Source organism: Gemmatimonadota bacterium, from assembly GCA_040882465.1.
Taxonomy (GTDB): Bacteria; Gemmatimonadota; Gemmatimonadetes; order Longimicrobiales; family Gaopeijiaceae; genus JBBEBG01.
The window spans coordinates 52537-69134 of sequence record JBBEBG010000025.1; the positions used below are offsets into that span (position 1 = coordinate 52537).

Consider the following 16598-nt stretch of genomic DNA (forward strand, 5'->3'; position numbering starts at 1 on the left):
GCACCCTGCGCTCGGTCGTAGTTCACCCATACTGTCGAACCGCAGGAGGATGGCATGGCTTTGAGGATTCGCGAGACTCTGATCTTTGTCGGCGGGCTCGTCGCCCTCGCCGGATGCGGAGACGGTGGGACGGGCCCCAGTGAGGTGGAGCTCAGCGGGACGTGGGCCGCGACGGAGATCGAATTCGCGAGCATCGCGAACCCGAGCCTGAAAGTCGAGATCGTCGCCTTGGGCGCCGCGGCGACGCTGACGCTCCTCGAAAATGGGAACTGGACGCTGATCCTCACCGAGCCGGGCGAATCTCCCCGGAGTTTCGGCGGCACATGGACCGCCACCAGTGAAGTCCTCGACCTCACTCTCACCTTCGGTTTCATCGGGGAGTGGCAATTCGAGATGGCCCTCGCCGGGGATACCTTGACGCTCTCCGGAGCTCACATGGAGTTCGATGTGGACGGGGACGAGCAGGACGAGGCCGCAACGCTGAGGATGGTGTTGGCGAGGGAGTGAAAGCCTGAGTTTGGTCCGGCCGTTCGGGTCCGGCGCCGGGAGGCGGTAGACCAGCCGAGCGTCCGGTGAGGCAAGGGAGGCGGATCCCTCGGGAGCGTGAAGGCGCTCGAGGGCGAGGGGCCTCTGCGCGCAGTAGCGGACGAGCGAGTCAATCCCAAAGTTAGGGCGTGTTCACACTAACGCAGAGCCTCTGCGATGAGTGCGAAGTGGATGAAGGCGGTGGAAATCAGGCCCCGCATCGTCATGGAACTCGGTCTTAGTCCGATGCACGGAGGAGGGCCAGGAGTTCGGAAGGGGAAGCGACGGGGCCCGATGCATTTCGGAAGTCGTCGGAAATCCGAGTGACCAGGTAGTCCACGGCTCCTTCGGCAGCGCTGAGGGCCAGAAGGGCGTCTTCGAAGTCAGTCCAGTGTAGGGCGAGCGCCTTGAGAATGGCATCCTGGTCGATGGGAGCCACTGTGACGAGGTCCAGCAGGTCGACGATTGCGGTCGTGGCACGCTCGGCTCCAAGGTGTTTGGAACAGAGGTAGCAGAGCGTCGTGGCGGAATGGGCAGCAACGATCCCGTGAACGTCGTCGGACTCAAGTAAGGACATGACGCTTGCGGAGTGCGCGAACCACGGCTCTCGCTTGGCCAGGACGTCGAACACGATGTTGGCATCGAGGAATAGCCTCAATTCGTGTACTTGTCCTCGAGATGGGAGAGATACTCGTCGAGTGAGGCCGCGCTGGGGAGAATGCCTGCCAGTCTTCGGACCGCGGGAGAAATCGGCGTGGCGCGTCCCGATATCCGTGAAGGACTTCGTAGCTTCCCCGTCCCACCCCACGTACTCTTCTGCCCTGACCGGCGGGGACGGGCTCTCGTGCTGAAACGTGGGGGCGGAACGATGGCGGACGCTGATTCTTGCGTGACGATCCACATGGTAGCGAGCCTCGACGGCTTCATCGCTCGAAAGGACGGGAGCGTAGACTGGCTAGAAACCTCGGACGAGTTCGAAGACGGGGAGACGCTGGACCCGGAAACTGTCGAGGAGTTTCTCACGGCGATCGACTGCTACGTCATGGGGTCTCGAACCTATGAGACCGCCTTGGATCTTGAGGCGAAGGGGTTCGGTTGGTCCTACGGCGACAAGCCCATCTTCGTCCTCACGAGCCGAGAGTTTTCGAAGACCCGGGATGCGGTCGAGTTCTATTCTGGCGATCTCCGGGCACTGGTGAATGAGCGGCTGAGACCAACCTTCCGTAACATCTGGGTTGTGGGAGGTGGCGCAGTTTCGGGTGCATGTCTTCGCCTCGGCTTGGCCGACGAAGTTCGCTACTCGATCATGCCCATCTTGATCGGTGACGGCATCTCCTTCTTCGAGGGGCTCGACAGAGACGTGGAGCTTCACCTGTTGGAGGTGAAGGCGTACAAGAGTGGCATGCTTGCGCTTCGCCACGAGGTTCGGAAGTAGGGGTAAAGGACTCAGCCGATCCTGGCGACGGACCAAGCGCCCTGTGTGTGCGATGACGGAATTTCACGGTCCTAGTTTCAGCGGTCGGCGGCAGTATGCTCTGGGCCCTGACGTGGGAGCCGTGCCGAGAGACGGGGCTCTTCGGTTGCCTCCTAGAATTGTCCTCGAGGGGGGATGCCGCAGGCTATGGGATCATCGCAGGTACCCTGATCGGCATCCCGGTCCGCCTGATCGTCGGGCTCGCCGCGGAAAGCGAGCGGTGGGAGCAGCTGACGGTCGGCGACGGTCAGGGCGCTCTGACCATGCGACCCATCGTTGGACGGGAGTTCGGGCTCGCAGCCTCCGTGGCCCTCGCGTGGCGCTGAACATCGGCGCGCGCGCAGGCGCCGGAGGACAATTCTGGGGGTCTGGACCTCAGCTACCTAGGATTTCGTTGAGGCCCTCGATGACCCGAGCGACCTCCTCCTCCGATGCACGAGCGATACGTCGCCCGATTCGTTCCGCCGTCAAGGTCCGGATTTGGCTGATCTTTATCCAGGACGCTTTAGGAAGACCGTCCGCCTTGGACTCCAGAGTGAGTGGGAATCCCGCCCGGGGCTCCTGGCTCGTGAGCGCGACCGCGATCACGGTCCCTGATCGCTCGTTGAACACATCGTGGCTTAGGATAAGGACCGGACGATGGCCCGCTTGTTCATGACCGCGAGGGGGGTTTAGGTCGGCCCAACGAATTTCCCCCCTCAGTATTCGGGCCACGAGTCGAGCTCCGAATCCATGCCTTCCTCGGCGAGTGCCTTCTCCTCCGTGCGATCGAGCTTCGCAGCCTCCCGGGCCAGTCGGGTGCGTGCAAGTCGCTCCAGCTTCTCGGCGACGGCAGCCTCGATCGCTTGGCTCCGATTAGGGAACTGGCGCCGGGCGATCAACTCATCCAGCTCCCCGAGGATTTCGGAGTCGAGCGTCACCGCAACTTTTGTCTTGGGCATGAGACGCCTCCCGAGTAGTATGACATAATATCATACCACCCGTCTCCGGGAAAGATCCAAGTCCGCTGGACGCCCGCCTACCGGGCGCGTGAAGCTGGCGCGGGGGAACGGGCGGGTAAATAGTTCGGCGGGCCAGCCCCGCAGCTTGCGCATGAAGCGGAGCGTTGAACGTTGAATGAGGGCGAAGGCGTGGTCCCGCACCAGTGAATCCCTTGACCCCCCTGCCTCGTCTCCATACTTTGCTTCACAAAGTACTTGGCAAGCGGACGAATGCCCGCGCGCGGTGGGCCCAATAGGAGAAGGCAGTGGAGCTCCGAATCCGAGGCGTCTCGAAGACCTACCCGAACGGGGTGCAGGCGCTCAAGGACATCACCCTCACGATCCCAGTGGGGATGTACGGGCTCCTTGGTCCGAACGGCGCGGGGAAGTCCACGCTGATGCGAATGATCGCGACGCTTCAGGAGCCGGACGAGGGGAGTATCCACTTCGGCGACCTGGACGTGCTTGAGGAAAAGGACGCGGTGCGCGAGACGCTCGGCTACCTCCCGCAGGAGTTCGGCGTCTATCCGAACGTGAGCGCGGAGAAGTTGCTCGACCACTTCGCGGTACTCGAGGGCATCGGCGAGCGTGGGGCGCGCAGGGAGGTCGTGGATGCCCTTCTTCGCCAGGTAAACCTGTGGGAGGTGCGGAAGCAGAAACTCGGCGGCTATTCGGGCGGGATGAAGCAGCGCTTCGGCGTCGCGGTGGCGCTTCTCGGCAACCCCAAGCTGATGATCGTGGACGAACCGACGGCGGGCCTCGATCCTGCCGAGCGCGTGCGATTCCTGAATCTCCTTTCCGAGCTGGGCGAAAAGAGCGTCGTCCTCCTCTCGACGCACATCGTCGAGGACGCGAGCGAGCTCTGCACCCGGATGGCGGTCATCGACGAAGGCGAGATCCTGCTCGAAACTGAGCCGCTCCGGGCCATCAATGACCTCCGGGGCCGCATCTGGCGCCGCGTGGTCTCGAAGGAGGAGCTCCCCGAACTGCAGCGAGAACACTCCGTCCTCTCGACGAAGCTCCTCGCCGGGCGCCCCGTCGTGCGCGCCTTCGGTGACACGGCCCCCGGCCCCGGCTTCGAACCCGCTGAGCCGATCCTCGAAGATGTCTACTTCAGCGCGATGGCCGGCCAGATCGGGGGGCGCCGCGGGCGGTCGGAGGTGACTGCGGAGCCATGAAGCTCTGGAGCACCTTCCGCTTCGAGCTGGCCTATCAGCTTCGGCGTGGTTCGACCTGGCTCTACCTCCCGGCTCTCGCCCTCATCGCCTTCGCGCAGGTCGTAGGAGGCTACCTCCCGGACGCGCGCTACGGGGGATTCCTCCTCACGGCTCCTTACGTCGTCGCGTATGTCACGGCCGTCTGCAGCTTGATCTGGCTTCTGGTCGCCGCCTACGTCGCGGGGGATGCGGCCGCGCGGGATGTGGAGACCGGGATGTTTCCCCTGAACTACGCTTCCCCGGTCCGAAAGGCGGAGTATCTCGGGGGACGGTTCCTCGCCGCCTTCGTCCTGAACGCCCTGATCCTGCTCGCCGTGCCCGCGGGCATCTGGCTCGGCATGCATGCGCCCGAGGTGGAGGCCGAGATCCGCGGTCCGTTCTGGCCCGAGGCCTACCTTTCCGCCTACGCCTTCCTCGCGCTGCCGAGCGCTTTCGTTGGGACGGCGATCCAGTTCGCGTTCGCGGCGCTCGGCCGTCGGGCCATTGCCAGTTACGTGGGCGGCGTGCTCCTCCTCGTCGTCACGTTCGCGGGGGCCGTCGGGTTGCCCCTTCTCCTGGACTGGGACGTAGCGCGTTGGTTCGACCCGATCGGTGTGATGGGCCTGCTCCCCGACTCCCCGACGAGCGGCTGGACCACGCTCGAGCTCAATTCACGCCTGACTTGGCTCGACGGATCGCTGCTCCTGAATCGCCTGCTCTGGATTGGCATCGGGCTGGCCACGCTGGTGGTCACCCACACCCGGTTTCGGTTCGAACATCCGACGCCGAACCGATGGTGGAGTCGCCTTTCGAGGCCGGGCCAAACGGTCGCCCCGACGCCGGTGGGGTCCGGAAGCCTCGGGAGCGCGGCGATCTCCGTGCCGGAGGTCGGGCGCACCTTCGACTTCCGAACGCGGGCTCGCCAAACGCTCGCCGTGGCGGTGGAAGCGTTCGGAAAGACGGTGACGACCTGGATCAGCCTCCTTCTGCTTGGCGTCGTGGCCCTCTTCGCCCTCGCTTCGGTGGACAATCAGGGAGATATGGGCATTCCCATGGTTCGCAGCACCGATTTGGTCCTTTTCAGCCTTCAGAATCCCGGGGCTCCTCCCGCCTATCTGATCATCCCCGTGCTCATCGTCTACTGGGCTGGAGAGCTCGTGTGGCGCGAGCGGGACGCGGGCGTGAGCGAGATCGTGGACGCCGCGCCGGTGCCCGACTGGGTGCTCTTCCTCGGCAAGTTCATGAGCCTCGGACTCCTCATCGGCGTTTGCATGGCGATCCAGATTACGGCCGGGGTCCTCGTACAGGTGACCACGGGTGAATTTGACATCCAGATCGGCCGGTACCTCCAGGTCCTCTTCGGGCTTCAGCTCACCCACTACCTCCTCTCCGGCCTCCTCGTTCTCGTCATACAGGAAGTTGTGAACCAGAAACAGGTTGGCCACCTCCTGACCGTCGTCGCCTCCGTGCTCATGCTCGGCGGTCCCGAGTTCGGCCTTCCCGAGTTCCTCGCCTACGGATTCGATCCGGGGTGGTCCTATACGGAGATGAGCGACTTCGGTGCGTCCCTGGGGCCGTGGATGCGGTATCAGCTCTACTGGACGGCGTGGGCGCTGCTCTTCGCGGTGGTGGCGAGGCTGCTCTGGGTGCGGGGGAAGGAAGAGGGGATCGGGGCGCGGGTTCGCGCCGCACGTCGCCGCTTCACGGGGCCGACGGCCTGGACGGGAGCGTCGGCGGTTTTCCTCACGCTCACCCTCGGTGGGTTCGTCTTCTACCACACGAGGGTGCTGAACGCGTCCCTGACTCCTGTGGAGGCAATGGAGCGGCTGGCCGAGTACGAGCGGCGCTTCGGGCAGTTCGCGGAAGTGCCGCAACCTCGACTGACGGGGACGAGCCTCGAGGTCGAGCTCTATCCGGAGCGGCGCGAGGTGGAGATTCGCGGCACCCATCGGCTCGTAAACGACGACCTGGTGCCGATCGATTCGGTTCACCTAGAACCGCGGTCGGACGTCGAGACTTTCGGAATCGAGTTCGATCGGTCGGCCCGACTCGTGCTCGACGACGAGGAGCTCGACCACCGGATCTATGCGCTGGAAGAGCCGCTCCAGCCCGGAGACTCTCTGGATCTCCGCTTCGAAGTTCGCTTCCGGCCCCGTGTTTTCCCGACTGGTTCCGTCGATGCGTCCGTCGTCGCGAACGGCACCGTCCTGAACAGTCAAGAGTGGCTCCCCGCCATCGGGTATCAGCGGGGCCGTGAGCTCGGGAATGTGGCGCAGCGGCAGGCGCACGGGCTCCCTCCGCGCCCGGCTATTCCCTCCCTGTACGACTTGGATGCGCGCGAGGTCCGAAGCTGGGCCGGGGAGCGAATCGCCATCGACGTCGTCGTGGGCACGGCGGAAGACCAGACGGCGATCGCGCCGGGCCTGCTTCGCGAGGCCTGGACGGAAGAGGGCCGACGCTACTTCCGCTATTCGACCGATGCCCCCATCGGGAACGAATACATCATCGCGTCCGCGGACTATGCCCTTCATGAAGGAGAGTGGAACGCGGTCGCGATCCAGATCTTCCACGATCCGAGACACGTCGAGCACCTGGATCGCATCGTCCAGAGCGTACGAGCCTCACTGGATCATTACACGGAGCAGTTCGGGCCCTACCCCTACAGCTACATCCGGTTCGTCGAGCAGCGCGGTCCCGGGTTCGGACTCCACGCCGAGGCGAGCACGATCACGTACCGCGAGTGGTTCAATCTCATGAACCCCGAGACGGATCCGGAACTCCCCGATGTCCCGTTCGCGGTCGTGGCGCACGAGGTCGGACACCAGTGGTGGGGGGCCCAGCTCGGGTACGCGTTCGTCGAGGGGGCCGGGGTGCTCTCGGAAAGCCTCGCCTGGTACTCCGCGATCGGGGTCGTGGAGGAAGCGCTCGGCCGCGAAGAGATGCGCCGACTCCTCCGCTGGATGAGGGAGCCGTATCCGGTCGAGCCACAAAACGTCCCGCTCCTTCAGGCCGCGAACGACTACCTCCTATATCGGAAAGGGCCCTTCGCGATGTTCGCTCTGAGGGAGTACGTCGGGGCGGACGCGGTGAACGGCGCCCTTCGGCGGTTGCTCGAGGTGCACGCGCAGGAAGGGGCGCCCCTACCGACGACGCTCGACCTTTATCGCGAGCTTCAGGCGGTCACGCCGGACTCGCTCAAATCCCTCCTCCACGATCTCTTCGAGGCCAACACCACCTGGGAGTTCGAGGCGGAGCGCGCCACGGCGGAGCCCACCGACGAACGTACCTGGCGAGTGACCCTCGACGTGCGGGCCCGGAAGGTGGTGATGGACAACGCAGGGGCCGCAGCCGAGATGCCGATGGACGACTGGGTGCAGGTCGGTGTCTTCGCGGCTCCAGAGGAAAGCGGGGATCCGGGTCAGAAAGACGAGGAGCTCGGCGAGCCGCTCTATCTCGAGTTGCATCGCATCTCGTCCACCGAGCCGACGATCACGGTTACGGTGCGGAGCGAGCCCGGATGGGCCGGTATCGATCCGTATCACCTGCTCGACTGGGAGGAAGACGAAAATGTCGCGGAGGTGGCGACCGAGAGCTGAGGGTGGGAAGGTTGGATCACGGTGCGCTACGACACTCCCTCACGGGCAACGCTGGAACCTTCAATCCTTAGCACGGGCAAGCGTCACGGCTAGGTCCTCGCCCGGTCGTTTCATCGCCTCCACAAGTCCGGATAAAACAGGAGCAATACCGTGAAGATCTCGAGGCGGCCGATGAGCATGAGCGCGATCAGGACGAGCTGGGACGCGGGATCCATCCAGCCGTAGTTCTCGACCGCGCCGACCTCGCCGAGCCCCGGTCCGATATTGGCGATCGTGGCCACGCTCGCTCCGATGGCGGTTTCCAGGTCATGACCCAACCCCGCGAGGACGAGGATTCCCGCGAAGAAGATCCCCAAGAAGAGAAGGACGAACCCGAGGATGTTGAGAACCTCCGAGTCCTGAAGCGCCTTCGAGCCCATCGGCGTCACGACGACCGCGCGTGGATGGAGGTTTCGGCGCAGCTGCGATATCCCCGCCTTCAGGAGCACGAACATCCGCATGGACTTGATTCCGCCGCCCGTGGAGCCGGCCATCCCTCCCATCAGCATCAGCGCGACGAGGACGAGCTGCGGCGCGAGCGGCCACCCTCCGTAATCCGAAGTGACGAAACCGGTCGTCGTTCCCACCGACACGACCTGGAAGAGGGTATCCCGGAACACCCGCTCCACGCCGAGTCCCGCGCCCGCGTCCGAGAGGAAGAGGAAGGGGAAGATCCCCAGCGTGGCGATGAGAAAGGCTCCCGTGTAAAAGCGCCACTCCAAGCTCGCCCAGTAGCCGCGGAATTTCCCCGAAAGGGCCCGGAAGTGGAGGACGAAGTTCACGCCGGCCAGGTACATGAAGAGGATGAGGACGTACTGGACGAAGCGAGACTCGTATGCGGCCGCTGAGGCGTTTCGCGTGGAAAACCCGCCGGTCGGCATCGCTGTGAAGGCGTGGTTCAACGCGTCGAAGGGGGAGAGGCCGCCCGCCATGAGGAGGAGGAACAGAATCAGGGTGAGTCCGGCATACACGACCCAGAGGAGCTTCGCCGTTTGTGTGATCCTCGGGGAAAGGCGTTCTGAGACGGGACCCGGCACCTCGGCCCGGAAGAGGTGCATCCCTCCGACCCCCAGGAAGGGGAGGATCGCGACGCCGAGAAGGATGATTCCCATCCCCCCGAGCCACTGTGTCAGCGACCGCCAGAAGAGGATTCCCTGTGGGAGCGCCTCCACGTCGGGGAAGACGGTGGCGCCTGTCGTCGTAAGTCCCGAGACCGCCTCGAAAAACGCCGCAACGGGACTCTCCACGACACCTGACAGGAGGAAGGGAAGGGCGCCGACGATCCCGACCACGATCCAGGTGAGCGAAACCACGGCGTACCCTTCGCGGATCGTCAGGCTACCCTTGAGCTTCGTCGTGCTCATCCCCACGAGTCCGAGCGTCGCGGAAATGACGGTGCTGATGAGGAAGGCCGGCAGATCGGGGCCGCCGTATCCCCATGCCACGATCGTGCTGGCGAGTAGTGCTGCGCTGAATACAACGAGGACGACGCTGATCGTGAAGATCAGGTGTCGGAAGCTCACGCGAGAAGCTCCTCGACCGCGGTGATCGCTTCGGGAAGCACGAAGAAGATCGCGTGATCACCGGCCTGAAGGGCGTCCGATCCCCGGGGCATGATGACCTTCTCGTTCCGGACGATTCCGCCCAGGAGCGCGCCGTGCGGGAAGCGGATGTCGCGGAGCTTGTGGCCGGCGAGGGAGGCGGAGGCGCCGATCACCGTTTCCATCGCCTCGGCATCGGTCCCCGTGAGTGTGGCGACGGACGCGATCTGGCCGCGACGCACGTAGCGCAAGATGGCATTCGCCGCCGAGATGCGGGGAGACACGGCCGCGTCGAGCCCGACCCGTTCGATGAGCGCCATGTACTCCATCTTGTGAATCAAAGGAATGGCTCTCCGGGCCCCGCACGTCTTCGCGAGGAGGGCCGCGAGCATGTTTACCTCGTCCCGGTTCGTGAGCGCGACGAAGCCATCGATCCCCTCGACGCCCTCCATCTCGAGCAGATCCAGGTCGGTGGTGTCGCCGTGGAGGATGAGCGCGCCCGTGAGCATCTCGGCGAGCTCGCGGCACCGGTCCTTATCGGACTCGAGAATGGTGCAGGCGATGTCGTGGTGGAGGAGGTGGCGGGCGAGGTAGACCGCCTCGTCGCTTCCGCCCCCGATCATGACCCTGCGAAGCTTGAAGGGATCGTGCCCCGCGAGGGTCGGAAGGGCACGGATTCCCGATGCGGGACCCATGACGAAGATCTTGTCCCCCGCCTCGATCATGGTCGAGCCGGTGGGGATTTCCGTCGCGCCACCGCGTACCACCGCGGCGACCACGAAGTCGAGGCCGCCGGATCGCTTGTCGATCTCCGTCATCGTCCTGCCGGCAACGGGGGCGCCCGGCAGGACCTTCATCCCCACGAGCTCGATCCGTCCCCCCGCGAAGCGCGCGAGGTCGGTCGCCGCGGAGGTGTTGAGGAGTCCGAAAGCTTCCCACGCGCACTCCTGTTCCGGACCGATCATCAGGTCCACGCCCAGGTCTTCGCCGGAGAGGGTCCCCTGGACCGAGTAGTACTCCGGGTGGCTGATCCGCGCGACCTTCACCTTGACCCCGCGGTGCAAGGCGAACATGCAGGCGACGAGGTTCACCTCGTCCGAGCCGGACACCGCCATGAGGATGTCGGCCTTCCCCAAACCGGCCCCCTCCAGGACCGGAAGTGCGGCACCGTTCCCCTCGATCGCGAGGGCGTCGAGGTTGTCCGCGGCGCGCCGGACCTTCTCCGGGTCGCTATCCACGATGGTGACGTCGTGCGCCTCCTCCGCGAGTCGCCGCGCCAGGTAAAAACCCACGGCTCCCGCGCCTACGATCAGGACTCGCAAGGGGAGGGTCTTGGATGTGGGGAAGTGGGTGGCAGGACCGGGGGAAGCTTGCCCACGCTCGAATCTGGGTGGGGAAGGTATACGGGGGTGGCTGGTAGGTAAAGCGGAGGGGCGCGGACGCCTTGCAGCGGCCGTTCCGAAGCGGCGTGGCAACCGCTACGTGACCCTCGCCACGCGGAACCCACTGGGCGCGCCAGAGGGCGCGCGAGGAGACTCAGATGACGCGGAACGTCGGGGATCGATATTCCTGCGAAAGCTGCGGCGCCCAGCTCGTCTACGAGAAGGGGTGCCCCTGTCCCCCCTCCATGCCCCACTCCGAAGCCTGCTGCGGAAAACAGATGAAGCTGCCGAGCCGGGAAGGGGCGGGGGGCGGGGGACGCACCGCTAGGGGCTCTCTGGGCCTGCGCGGAGGGGATGCGTAGGGGGGGCGGACGCGCCCCCGGCGCTCAACGCCTGAGGCCGGGCCGGTCGCGCGATCGGGCGAGAGGTGTACGGGAAGGAAACCGGCGAATCCAACTCTCCCATCCCTTCCGCATTCGTTCGCGGACCCGCTTCGGCTTCTCGGCGAAGAGGCGGCGGCCTTCGGGGAGCGCCCAATCCTGAAGCTCCCCCCGGCGACTCCCCATCACCTCCTCCAGAATCGCGACGGCTTCGGAATCGAAGCGGCCGGGCTCACGGTGGAGCGCCTCCCCAAGCACTGCGAGGTCGTGTTCCTCGCCCAGGCGGGTCGCGAGCTGCTTGACCCTTTTGTGCCTCGCGCCCAGGACGGCCGGCCAGACCGGCCGGAGGATGCGCAGATGGTTGCGGTGGACCTTCACGCTTTTTCTCCACTCGTGAAGGTTTTCCTGGGTGGGTTCCGCGCTGACCCGCCGGATCCATTTCCGGGCCCGCCTGTAGCCGTCGCTGAAGCCCGCGGCGACCGTGTCGAGATCCTGGGACTCGAGCGACCAGCCCGCGATCCGCTCGCGAGCTTCCTCGAGGAGGGCGTGAACGGCTCCGAGCCGGTCTCCGATCCCGATGGCGGAGCTGACCTCCTCGCGTCGCCGGAGGAGCGCCACCCGCACGGAGGCGACCGCCTCGGTCGTTCCGTCGCCGGGCCGCGCACCCTCGGCGAGGGCGTCACAACACTCGACCAGGGAGGCCGCATCCCGGAGGTCGGCGATCGTTCGCGCGATGTCGCGGAAGAACTCGTTCTCACGGGAATACTCCGGAAAGGCAGGGCGGAAGAGACGCAGAAGGGCCCGGATCTTGGTGCAGGCCTTTCGGACTTCGTGTACGACCTGGTGCGGATCGCCGTCCGCATCCTCGATCCGCACGAGCGTCCCTCCGACCGCCTCGCGGGCGATCCGGCGAAGGGCGCTTTCGGGGAGCTCGCGGGCCAAAATTCGGTATCGCATCTCGCCCCCAGGGTATCATTTTGATGTCCAACTCGAAATAGCCCGGCGGGGCGGCTCCGATCCCCCTGCGGCCTGGGATCCTTGCCTTCCATGCGAAGTCCTGCCTAACCTTTGATCGACCTCCTCCATCTTTGCCGAGGGAGGGGCGCTCGCCGCTCCCGTGCAGTGCCACGCCGACTCGAGGGACGACCGATGATCCGCATCCCGACCGCCGCCATCCTCCTCCTGGGACCCCTCGCGTTGGTGCCTGCGGGCGCGATCGCGGCACAGGAGAGCGCGGAAGTGACCTTTTCGCGGGACATCGCGCCGATCCTCCAACGGAGCTGCCAGGGCTGCCATCGCCCGAATTCGATGGCCCCGATGTCGCTGCTGAGCTACGCGGAGGTGCGTCCCTGGGCACCCGTGATCAAGGAGAGGACGGCGATCCGCGACCGGATGGGCGCGATGCCCCCTTGGTTCGTCGAAAAGGACGTCGGAATTCAGGATTTCCGGAACGACGTTTCGCTTTCAGATGAAGACGTCGCGATGATCGCCGCTTGGGTGGACGCGGGGGCTCCGGAGGGAAACCCGGCGGACCTCCCGCCGGCCCTCGAGTTCTCGGCGGAGGAGGAGTGGCAGATCGGCACCCCCGACCTGATCGTGGATCTCCCCTCCTTCACGATGGAAGCGAACGCGCCGGATTGGTGGGGCGCGATTCCGCCCGTACCGACCGGGCTCGGCGAAGATCGTTATGTCGCGGCGATGGAAGTGAAGGAGATCAGCGATGTCGAGGGGGCGCTCGGTGGAAATTTCATCTTCCACCATGCGATCCTGGCCTCAACCGGCCCCGGTGGCGGCGGGAGCAGCTGGCCCATCCATGAGGTCGGTCGGAACGCCGAATTTTTCGACCCGCGTGCCGGGCGGCTCCTCCCGGCGGGGTCCCAGTTCATGATTCCGGGCGTCCACATGAACTCGAACGATCGGACCACGACGGCCCACCTCCGCCTCGGCTTCAAATTCCACCCGGTCGGATATGAGCCCGAGCACCGCATCTCGAGCCTCGTCTTCGGAAACGGCGAGATCGACCTCCGCCCCATGGAGAAGGGACAGGAAGTCCACCTCTACCTGACGCTCGAGGAGAACATGCGGATCGAGACCTTCGAGCCGCACATGCACGCTTCGGGGGTGAGGATGTGCTGGGAGGCTATCTGGGGCGGCCGCGCCGAGACGATGAGCTGCAGCGGATACGATCACAACTGGGTGAAAGTCTACAACTACGGCGAGCACGCGGCACCCCTCCTCCCACGGGGGACGCTCGTCCATGTGACGGCTTATTTCGATACGACCCCGGACAATGCGAACGTGATCGATCCCCGGAACTGGCAGGGACTCGGTCACCGCTCGATCGACAACATGGCGATCGTTTTCCTCCCGGGAATTCCGCTGGACGATGCGGAGTTCGCCGCGGAGGTCGCCGCGCGCCGCGAGGCACTCGGCCTCGCGCCCGGCGAAGGCGCGCTCGGGTGCCCGCTCTGCGCCTTCGCGGAGCTTCCCCGGTCATGGTGAGGCGGCCGTTCGGGGTTCTGTCGGTGGCTCTTGCCGTCCACGCGGCTGCCCCATTTGTCGCGCCGCCTCCGGCGGTGGCGCAGTCGCCCATGACGGGAGGGAGCATTGCCCCCGCGTATGAAGGATTCTGGCGAAATCCCGATGGGACTTACGACCTCCTCTTCGGTTATTTCAATCGGAACTGGGAGGAAGAGATCCACATCCCGATCGGCCCCGATAACAACCTCCAGCCGGGCGGTCCCGACCTTGACCAGCCGACCCACTTCCTTCCGCGCCGGAATCAGTTCGTCTTCAGAGTGCGCGTCCCCGCGGACTTCGGGGATGGAGAAGTCGTCTGGACGATCACCGCGAACGGCGAGACGAATACGGCCTACGGGACCCTGCGGCCCGAATACGCCGTGGACGAGGTCGTGATGAGCGCGAACTTCGGTGCCGGGGGCCAGACGGGATTTAATCCCCAGCTCGTCGGAAATCTTCCCCCCGAGGTGACGCTCGAGGGAGAGAACCAGCGCACCGCGCGAGTGGGCGAGGCTGTCGCGTTGTCGGCGGTCGCGACCGACGATGGAAAGCCCGGGCGGCGGGGGATGCCGGCGGGCGCCGTCGGGCAGTCTCAGTTCGTGCCGAACTCGGCCGCGGGACTGCGCTTTTCCTGGTTCCATTACCGGGGCCCGGGGGAGATCGCCTTCGATCCGCCCCAGGCCAAGGTCTGGCAGGACAACAGGGACGGCGCCAGCTCGCCCTGGGCGGCCGGATGGTCGCCTCCCTCGATTCCGCCCGACAACCGGTGGTCCGCCACGGCGACATTCGGCGAGCCCGGGACCTACGTGGTACGCGCGCTCGCCCACGACGGGGGGCTGGTGGATTACGAGGACGTCACCGTCGTCGTCACTCCCTGAGCCGTCGTTCCTTCGGACGCGTTCCGGCCTGCCCGCCCTCAGGGGAGGGTGAGCGCGACGAGCGAGCCCGGGAGCCCCCCGCCCGCCACCTGCACGACGATGTACTGCTTCCCTTCGTGCTCGTAGGTCATCATGCCGTACTGGCCCGTCGCGGGGAGCCCGAGGGTCCCAAGCTCCTCACCCGTCGCCTTGTCCACCGCGTGCAGGAGCGGCGCGCCCCCGGACCCCTCCGCATAAAGAAGGAGGGAGCCGGTCACCATCGGCACGGGCCGCGCGAGTTGTCCCGTCTCGGGAAGCTCCACGCCCTGGAGCGCCGGGTGGTTTCGGATCCGCTCGGGGGTCGCTCCGTTCGGGATCCACCAGAGATGTTCCCCGGTGTTCATATCAATCGCCGTGATCTTGCTGTACGGCGGCTTGAAGACCGGAAGTCCGTCCGGCCCGGGGAATCCGCTCCCCCCCGCGTTCGCCCACCGCGAGATCGTTGTTCCCGTCGTGGCGAGGTCGTCGGGGTTGTCCACGTCCACGCCGGGGCCGACGAGGTAGGCGTTGCAGGTTCGGCCGGAGGAGACGTAGAGGATCCCCGTGTCCGGGTCGGCCGCCGTGGGGTTGAAGATGTTCGTCGCGCCCACCCCTCCCGGGCAGTTGACCGCGCCCCGGTAGCCCCCTTCGTTCCCGACGTGGATCGGCGGGTTGTAGAGGGGTCCGAGGAGGTAGTTTCTCGCCGTCTCCACCGCGCGGGCGCGGAGCTCCGGCGTGAAGTCAATCAGGTCGTCCTCGGTGAATCCCTGGAGCTCGTATGCGGCCGGTCGGGTGGGGAAGGGCTGGGTCGGCGCCGCCTGCTCGCCCGGGACCTGCGACGGGGGCACCGGTCGTTCCTCGATCGGCCAGATCGGCTCGCCCGTGACGCGGTTGAAGGTGTAGGCAAAACCCTGTTTCGTCGTCTGGACGACGATCGGGACTTCTTCGCCGTTCACGGTCACGTCGAGGAGGACGGGAGCGGTGGGGGTGTCGTAGTTCCAGAGGTCGTGGTGCACCATCTGGAAGTGCCAGAGCCGCCGCCCGGAGCGCGCTTCGAGGGCGATCAGGCTCGTGCCGAAGAGGTTGTCGCCGGGGGAGAAGCCTCCCCAGTAGTCCACGGTCGCGGGATTCGTGGGAATGTAGACGATTCCCCGCTCGAGGTCGGCGGACATGGGCGCCCAGGAGGAGACGTCCCCCGTGTAGGACCAGGCGTCATTCTCCCAGCTCTCGTGCCCAACTTCACCCGGGCGCGGGATGACGTGGAATTTCCAGAGATGCTCGCCGGTGGCGGCATCGTATCCCAGGATGTCCCCGGGGACATTTTCGATCCGGCTCTGCAGGTACCCCTGCTCGGCGGAGTTCCCCACGACGACGACCCCGTTCACCACGATGGGCGGCGAGGAGCTCGTGATCATCCCGAGCTCGCGCGGAATTCCGAAGTCGGGATCGTAAGGTCCGCCGTTCCATTCCTCCCAGGGACCCCATCCCTCGAGGAGATCGGGGAGGAGGTCCACGACACCTGTCCGCGAAAAGTCCTCGAGAGGGACGGGTCGCCCCCACCCCTCGACCGGAAGTCCGGTGGCCGCATCGAGAGCCCAGAGGAAAAAGGCGGGGGAGGTGATGTAGATCACGCCGCGTCCACCGATCTCTCCGTACGCCACCCCTTTTCCATAGCTCGCCCGCATGGAGCGCTCCCAGCGGGTCGTGTGCGGCTCGCGGAAGGTCCAGAGCGTCTCGCCCGTCGCCGGATCGATCGCGACGACCGTGCGGCGCTCGCCCGCGACCGTGTAGAGCACACCATTGATGTAGCTCGGCGTCGAGCGGGATGTCGTTTCGGGGCTCGGCCCGAAGTTGTCGCCCCGCCAGATCCACGCGGCCTCGAGCGCGGCGAAATTGGAGGCGTTGATCTGCTCGACCGGCGAGGACCGCGTGTGAGCGGCGTCCCCGCCGAGGTAGTGCCACTCGCCCGCGGGGATTCCGCGGTCCTGCCCGGCGAGGCCGAGGGGAAGGACGACGAGGAGTGCAGAATGCCACACGAGGGTCTTCGCGCGTTTCATGGGACTCCTCTT

14 protein-coding genes are annotated in these 16598 nt (G+C 65.8%); 7 read left to right on the forward strand and 7 right to left on the reverse strand.

All coding sequences use genetic code 11. From position 1 onward, the window contains the following. The first annotated feature begins 54 nt into the window (after positions 1 to 54). The gene (locus WEG36_07625; GenBank protein MEX1257470.1) at positions 55 to 507 is read left to right on the forward strand and encodes a hypothetical protein; all 453 of its coding nucleotides are present in this window, start codon (positions 55 to 57) and stop codon (positions 505 to 507) included. Positions 508 to 763: 256 nt separating this feature from the next. Here WEG36_07625 and WEG36_07630 read toward each other — a convergent pair whose 3' ends face one another. Then, the gene (locus WEG36_07630) at positions 764 to 1183 is read right to left on the reverse strand and encodes a PIN domain-containing protein (GenBank protein MEX1257471.1); all 420 of its coding nucleotides are present in this window, start codon (positions 1181 to 1183) and stop codon (positions 764 to 766) included. A 210-nt stretch (positions 1184 to 1393) separates the two neighbouring features. Here WEG36_07630 and WEG36_07635 point away from each other — a divergent pair, with 210 nt between their 5' ends. Beyond that, positions 1394 to 1960 carry a dihydrofolate reductase family protein gene (locus WEG36_07635; protein MEX1257472.1) on the forward strand — a complete coding sequence of 189 codons (567 nt, stop codon included), beginning with the start codon at positions 1394 to 1396 and terminating at the stop codon, positions 1958 to 1960. Positions 1961 to 2055: 95 nt separating this feature from the next. Further along, positions 2056 to 2325, forward strand: a complete 270-nt coding sequence (locus WEG36_07640; GenBank protein MEX1257473.1) for a hypothetical protein — start codon at positions 2056 to 2058, stop codon at positions 2323 to 2325. A 49-nt stretch (positions 2326 to 2374) separates the two neighbouring features. Here WEG36_07640 and WEG36_07645 read toward each other — a convergent pair whose 3' ends face one another. Then, positions 2375 to 2713: a type II toxin-antitoxin system PemK/MazF family toxin gene (locus WEG36_07645; protein MEX1257474.1), complete on the reverse strand. Its 339-nt coding sequence runs from the start codon at positions 2711 to 2713 to the stop codon at positions 2375 to 2377. After that, positions 2698 to 2940: a ribbon-helix-helix domain-containing protein gene (locus WEG36_07650; GenBank protein ID MEX1257475.1), complete on the reverse strand. Its 243-nt coding sequence runs from the start codon at positions 2938 to 2940 to the stop codon at positions 2698 to 2700. The genes WEG36_07645 and WEG36_07650 overlap by 16 nt, the downstream gene beginning before the upstream one ends. Positions 2941 to 3245: 305 nt before the next feature. Here WEG36_07650 and WEG36_07655 point away from each other — a divergent pair, with 305 nt between their 5' ends. Together WEG36_07655 and WEG36_07660 are read left to right on the forward strand one after the other, a co-directional pair. Beyond that, entirely contained in the window at positions 3246 to 4157 is a 912-nt protein-coding gene (locus WEG36_07655) for an ABC transporter ATP-binding protein (GenBank protein ID MEX1257476.1), read from the forward strand. Beyond that, complete coding sequence (locus tag WEG36_07660; protein MEX1257477.1) at positions 4154 to 7771, forward strand: ABC transporter permease; 3618 nt, start codon at positions 4154 to 4156, stop codon at positions 7769 to 7771. Before WEG36_07655 ends, WEG36_07660 begins: the two co-directional genes overlap by 4 nt. A gap of 110 nt (positions 7772 to 7881) precedes the next feature. Here the strand turns inward: WEG36_07660 and WEG36_07665 are convergent, their stop codons facing one another. The 3 genes from WEG36_07665 to WEG36_07675 form a co-directional block, all read right to left on the reverse strand. Continuing rightward, positions 7882 to 9333, reverse strand: a complete 1452-nt coding sequence (locus WEG36_07665; protein ID MEX1257478.1) for a TrkH family potassium uptake protein — start codon at positions 9331 to 9333, stop codon at positions 7882 to 7884. Next, positions 9330 to 10673, reverse strand: a complete 1344-nt coding sequence (trkA, locus tag WEG36_07670; GenBank protein ID MEX1257479.1) for a Trk system potassium transporter TrkA — start codon at positions 10671 to 10673, stop codon at positions 9330 to 9332. Before trkA ends, WEG36_07665 begins: the two co-directional genes overlap by 4 nt. Positions 10674 to 11119: 446 nt before the next feature. After that, positions 11120 to 12070, reverse strand: coding sequence for a CHAD domain-containing protein (locus tag WEG36_07675; protein ID MEX1257480.1), 951 nt, complete (start codon positions 12068 to 12070; stop codon positions 11120 to 11122). Positions 12071 to 12262: 192 nt separating this feature from the next. Here WEG36_07675 and WEG36_07680 point away from each other — a divergent pair, with 192 nt between their 5' ends. Beyond that, entirely contained in the window at positions 12263 to 13615 is a 1353-nt protein-coding gene (locus WEG36_07680; protein ID MEX1257481.1) for a cytochrome c, read from the forward strand. Next, entirely contained in the window at positions 13609 to 14511 is a 903-nt protein-coding gene (locus WEG36_07685; GenBank protein MEX1257482.1) for a hypothetical protein, read from the forward strand. Before WEG36_07680 ends, WEG36_07685 begins: the two co-directional genes overlap by 7 nt. A gap of 38 nt (positions 14512 to 14549) precedes the next feature. Here WEG36_07685 and WEG36_07690 read toward each other — a convergent pair whose 3' ends face one another. After that, the gene (locus WEG36_07690) at positions 14550 to 16586 is read right to left on the reverse strand and encodes a hypothetical protein (protein MEX1257483.1); all 2037 of its coding nucleotides are present in this window, start codon (positions 16584 to 16586) and stop codon (positions 14550 to 14552) included. Between the last annotated feature and the right edge of the window lie 12 nt (positions 16587 to 16598).

Coding starts and splice junctions, on each gene's coding strand:
- WEG36_07675 (MEX1257480.1), bottom strand. CDS start 12,070: ATGCGATACCGAATTTTGGCCCGCGAGCTCCCCGAAAGCGCCCTTCGC.
- WEG36_07640 (MEX1257473.1), top strand. CDS start 2,056: ATGCTCTGGGCCCTGACGTGGGAGCCGTGCCGAGAGACGGGGCTCTTC.
- WEG36_07635 (MEX1257472.1), top strand. CDS start 1,394: ATGGCGGACGCTGATTCTTGCGTGACGATCCACATGGTAGCGAGCCTC.
- WEG36_07625 (MEX1257470.1), top strand. CDS start 55: ATGGCTTTGAGGATTCGCGAGACTCTGATCTTTGTCGGCGGGCTCGTC.
- WEG36_07650 (MEX1257475.1), bottom strand. CDS start 2,940: ATGCCCAAGACAAAAGTTGCGGTGACGCTCGACTCCGAAATCCTCGGG.
- WEG36_07660 (MEX1257477.1), top strand. CDS start 4,154: ATGAAGCTCTGGAGCACCTTCCGCTTCGAGCTGGCCTATCAGCTTCGG.
- WEG36_07685 (MEX1257482.1), top strand. CDS start 13,609: ATGGTGAGGCGGCCGTTCGGGGTTCTGTCGGTGGCTCTTGCCGTCCAC.
- WEG36_07680 (MEX1257481.1), top strand. CDS start 12,263: ATGATCCGCATCCCGACCGCCGCCATCCTCCTCCTGGGACCCCTCGCG.
- WEG36_07690 (MEX1257483.1), bottom strand. CDS start 16,586: ATGAAACGCGCGAAGACCCTCGTGTGGCATTCTGCACTCCTCGTCGTC.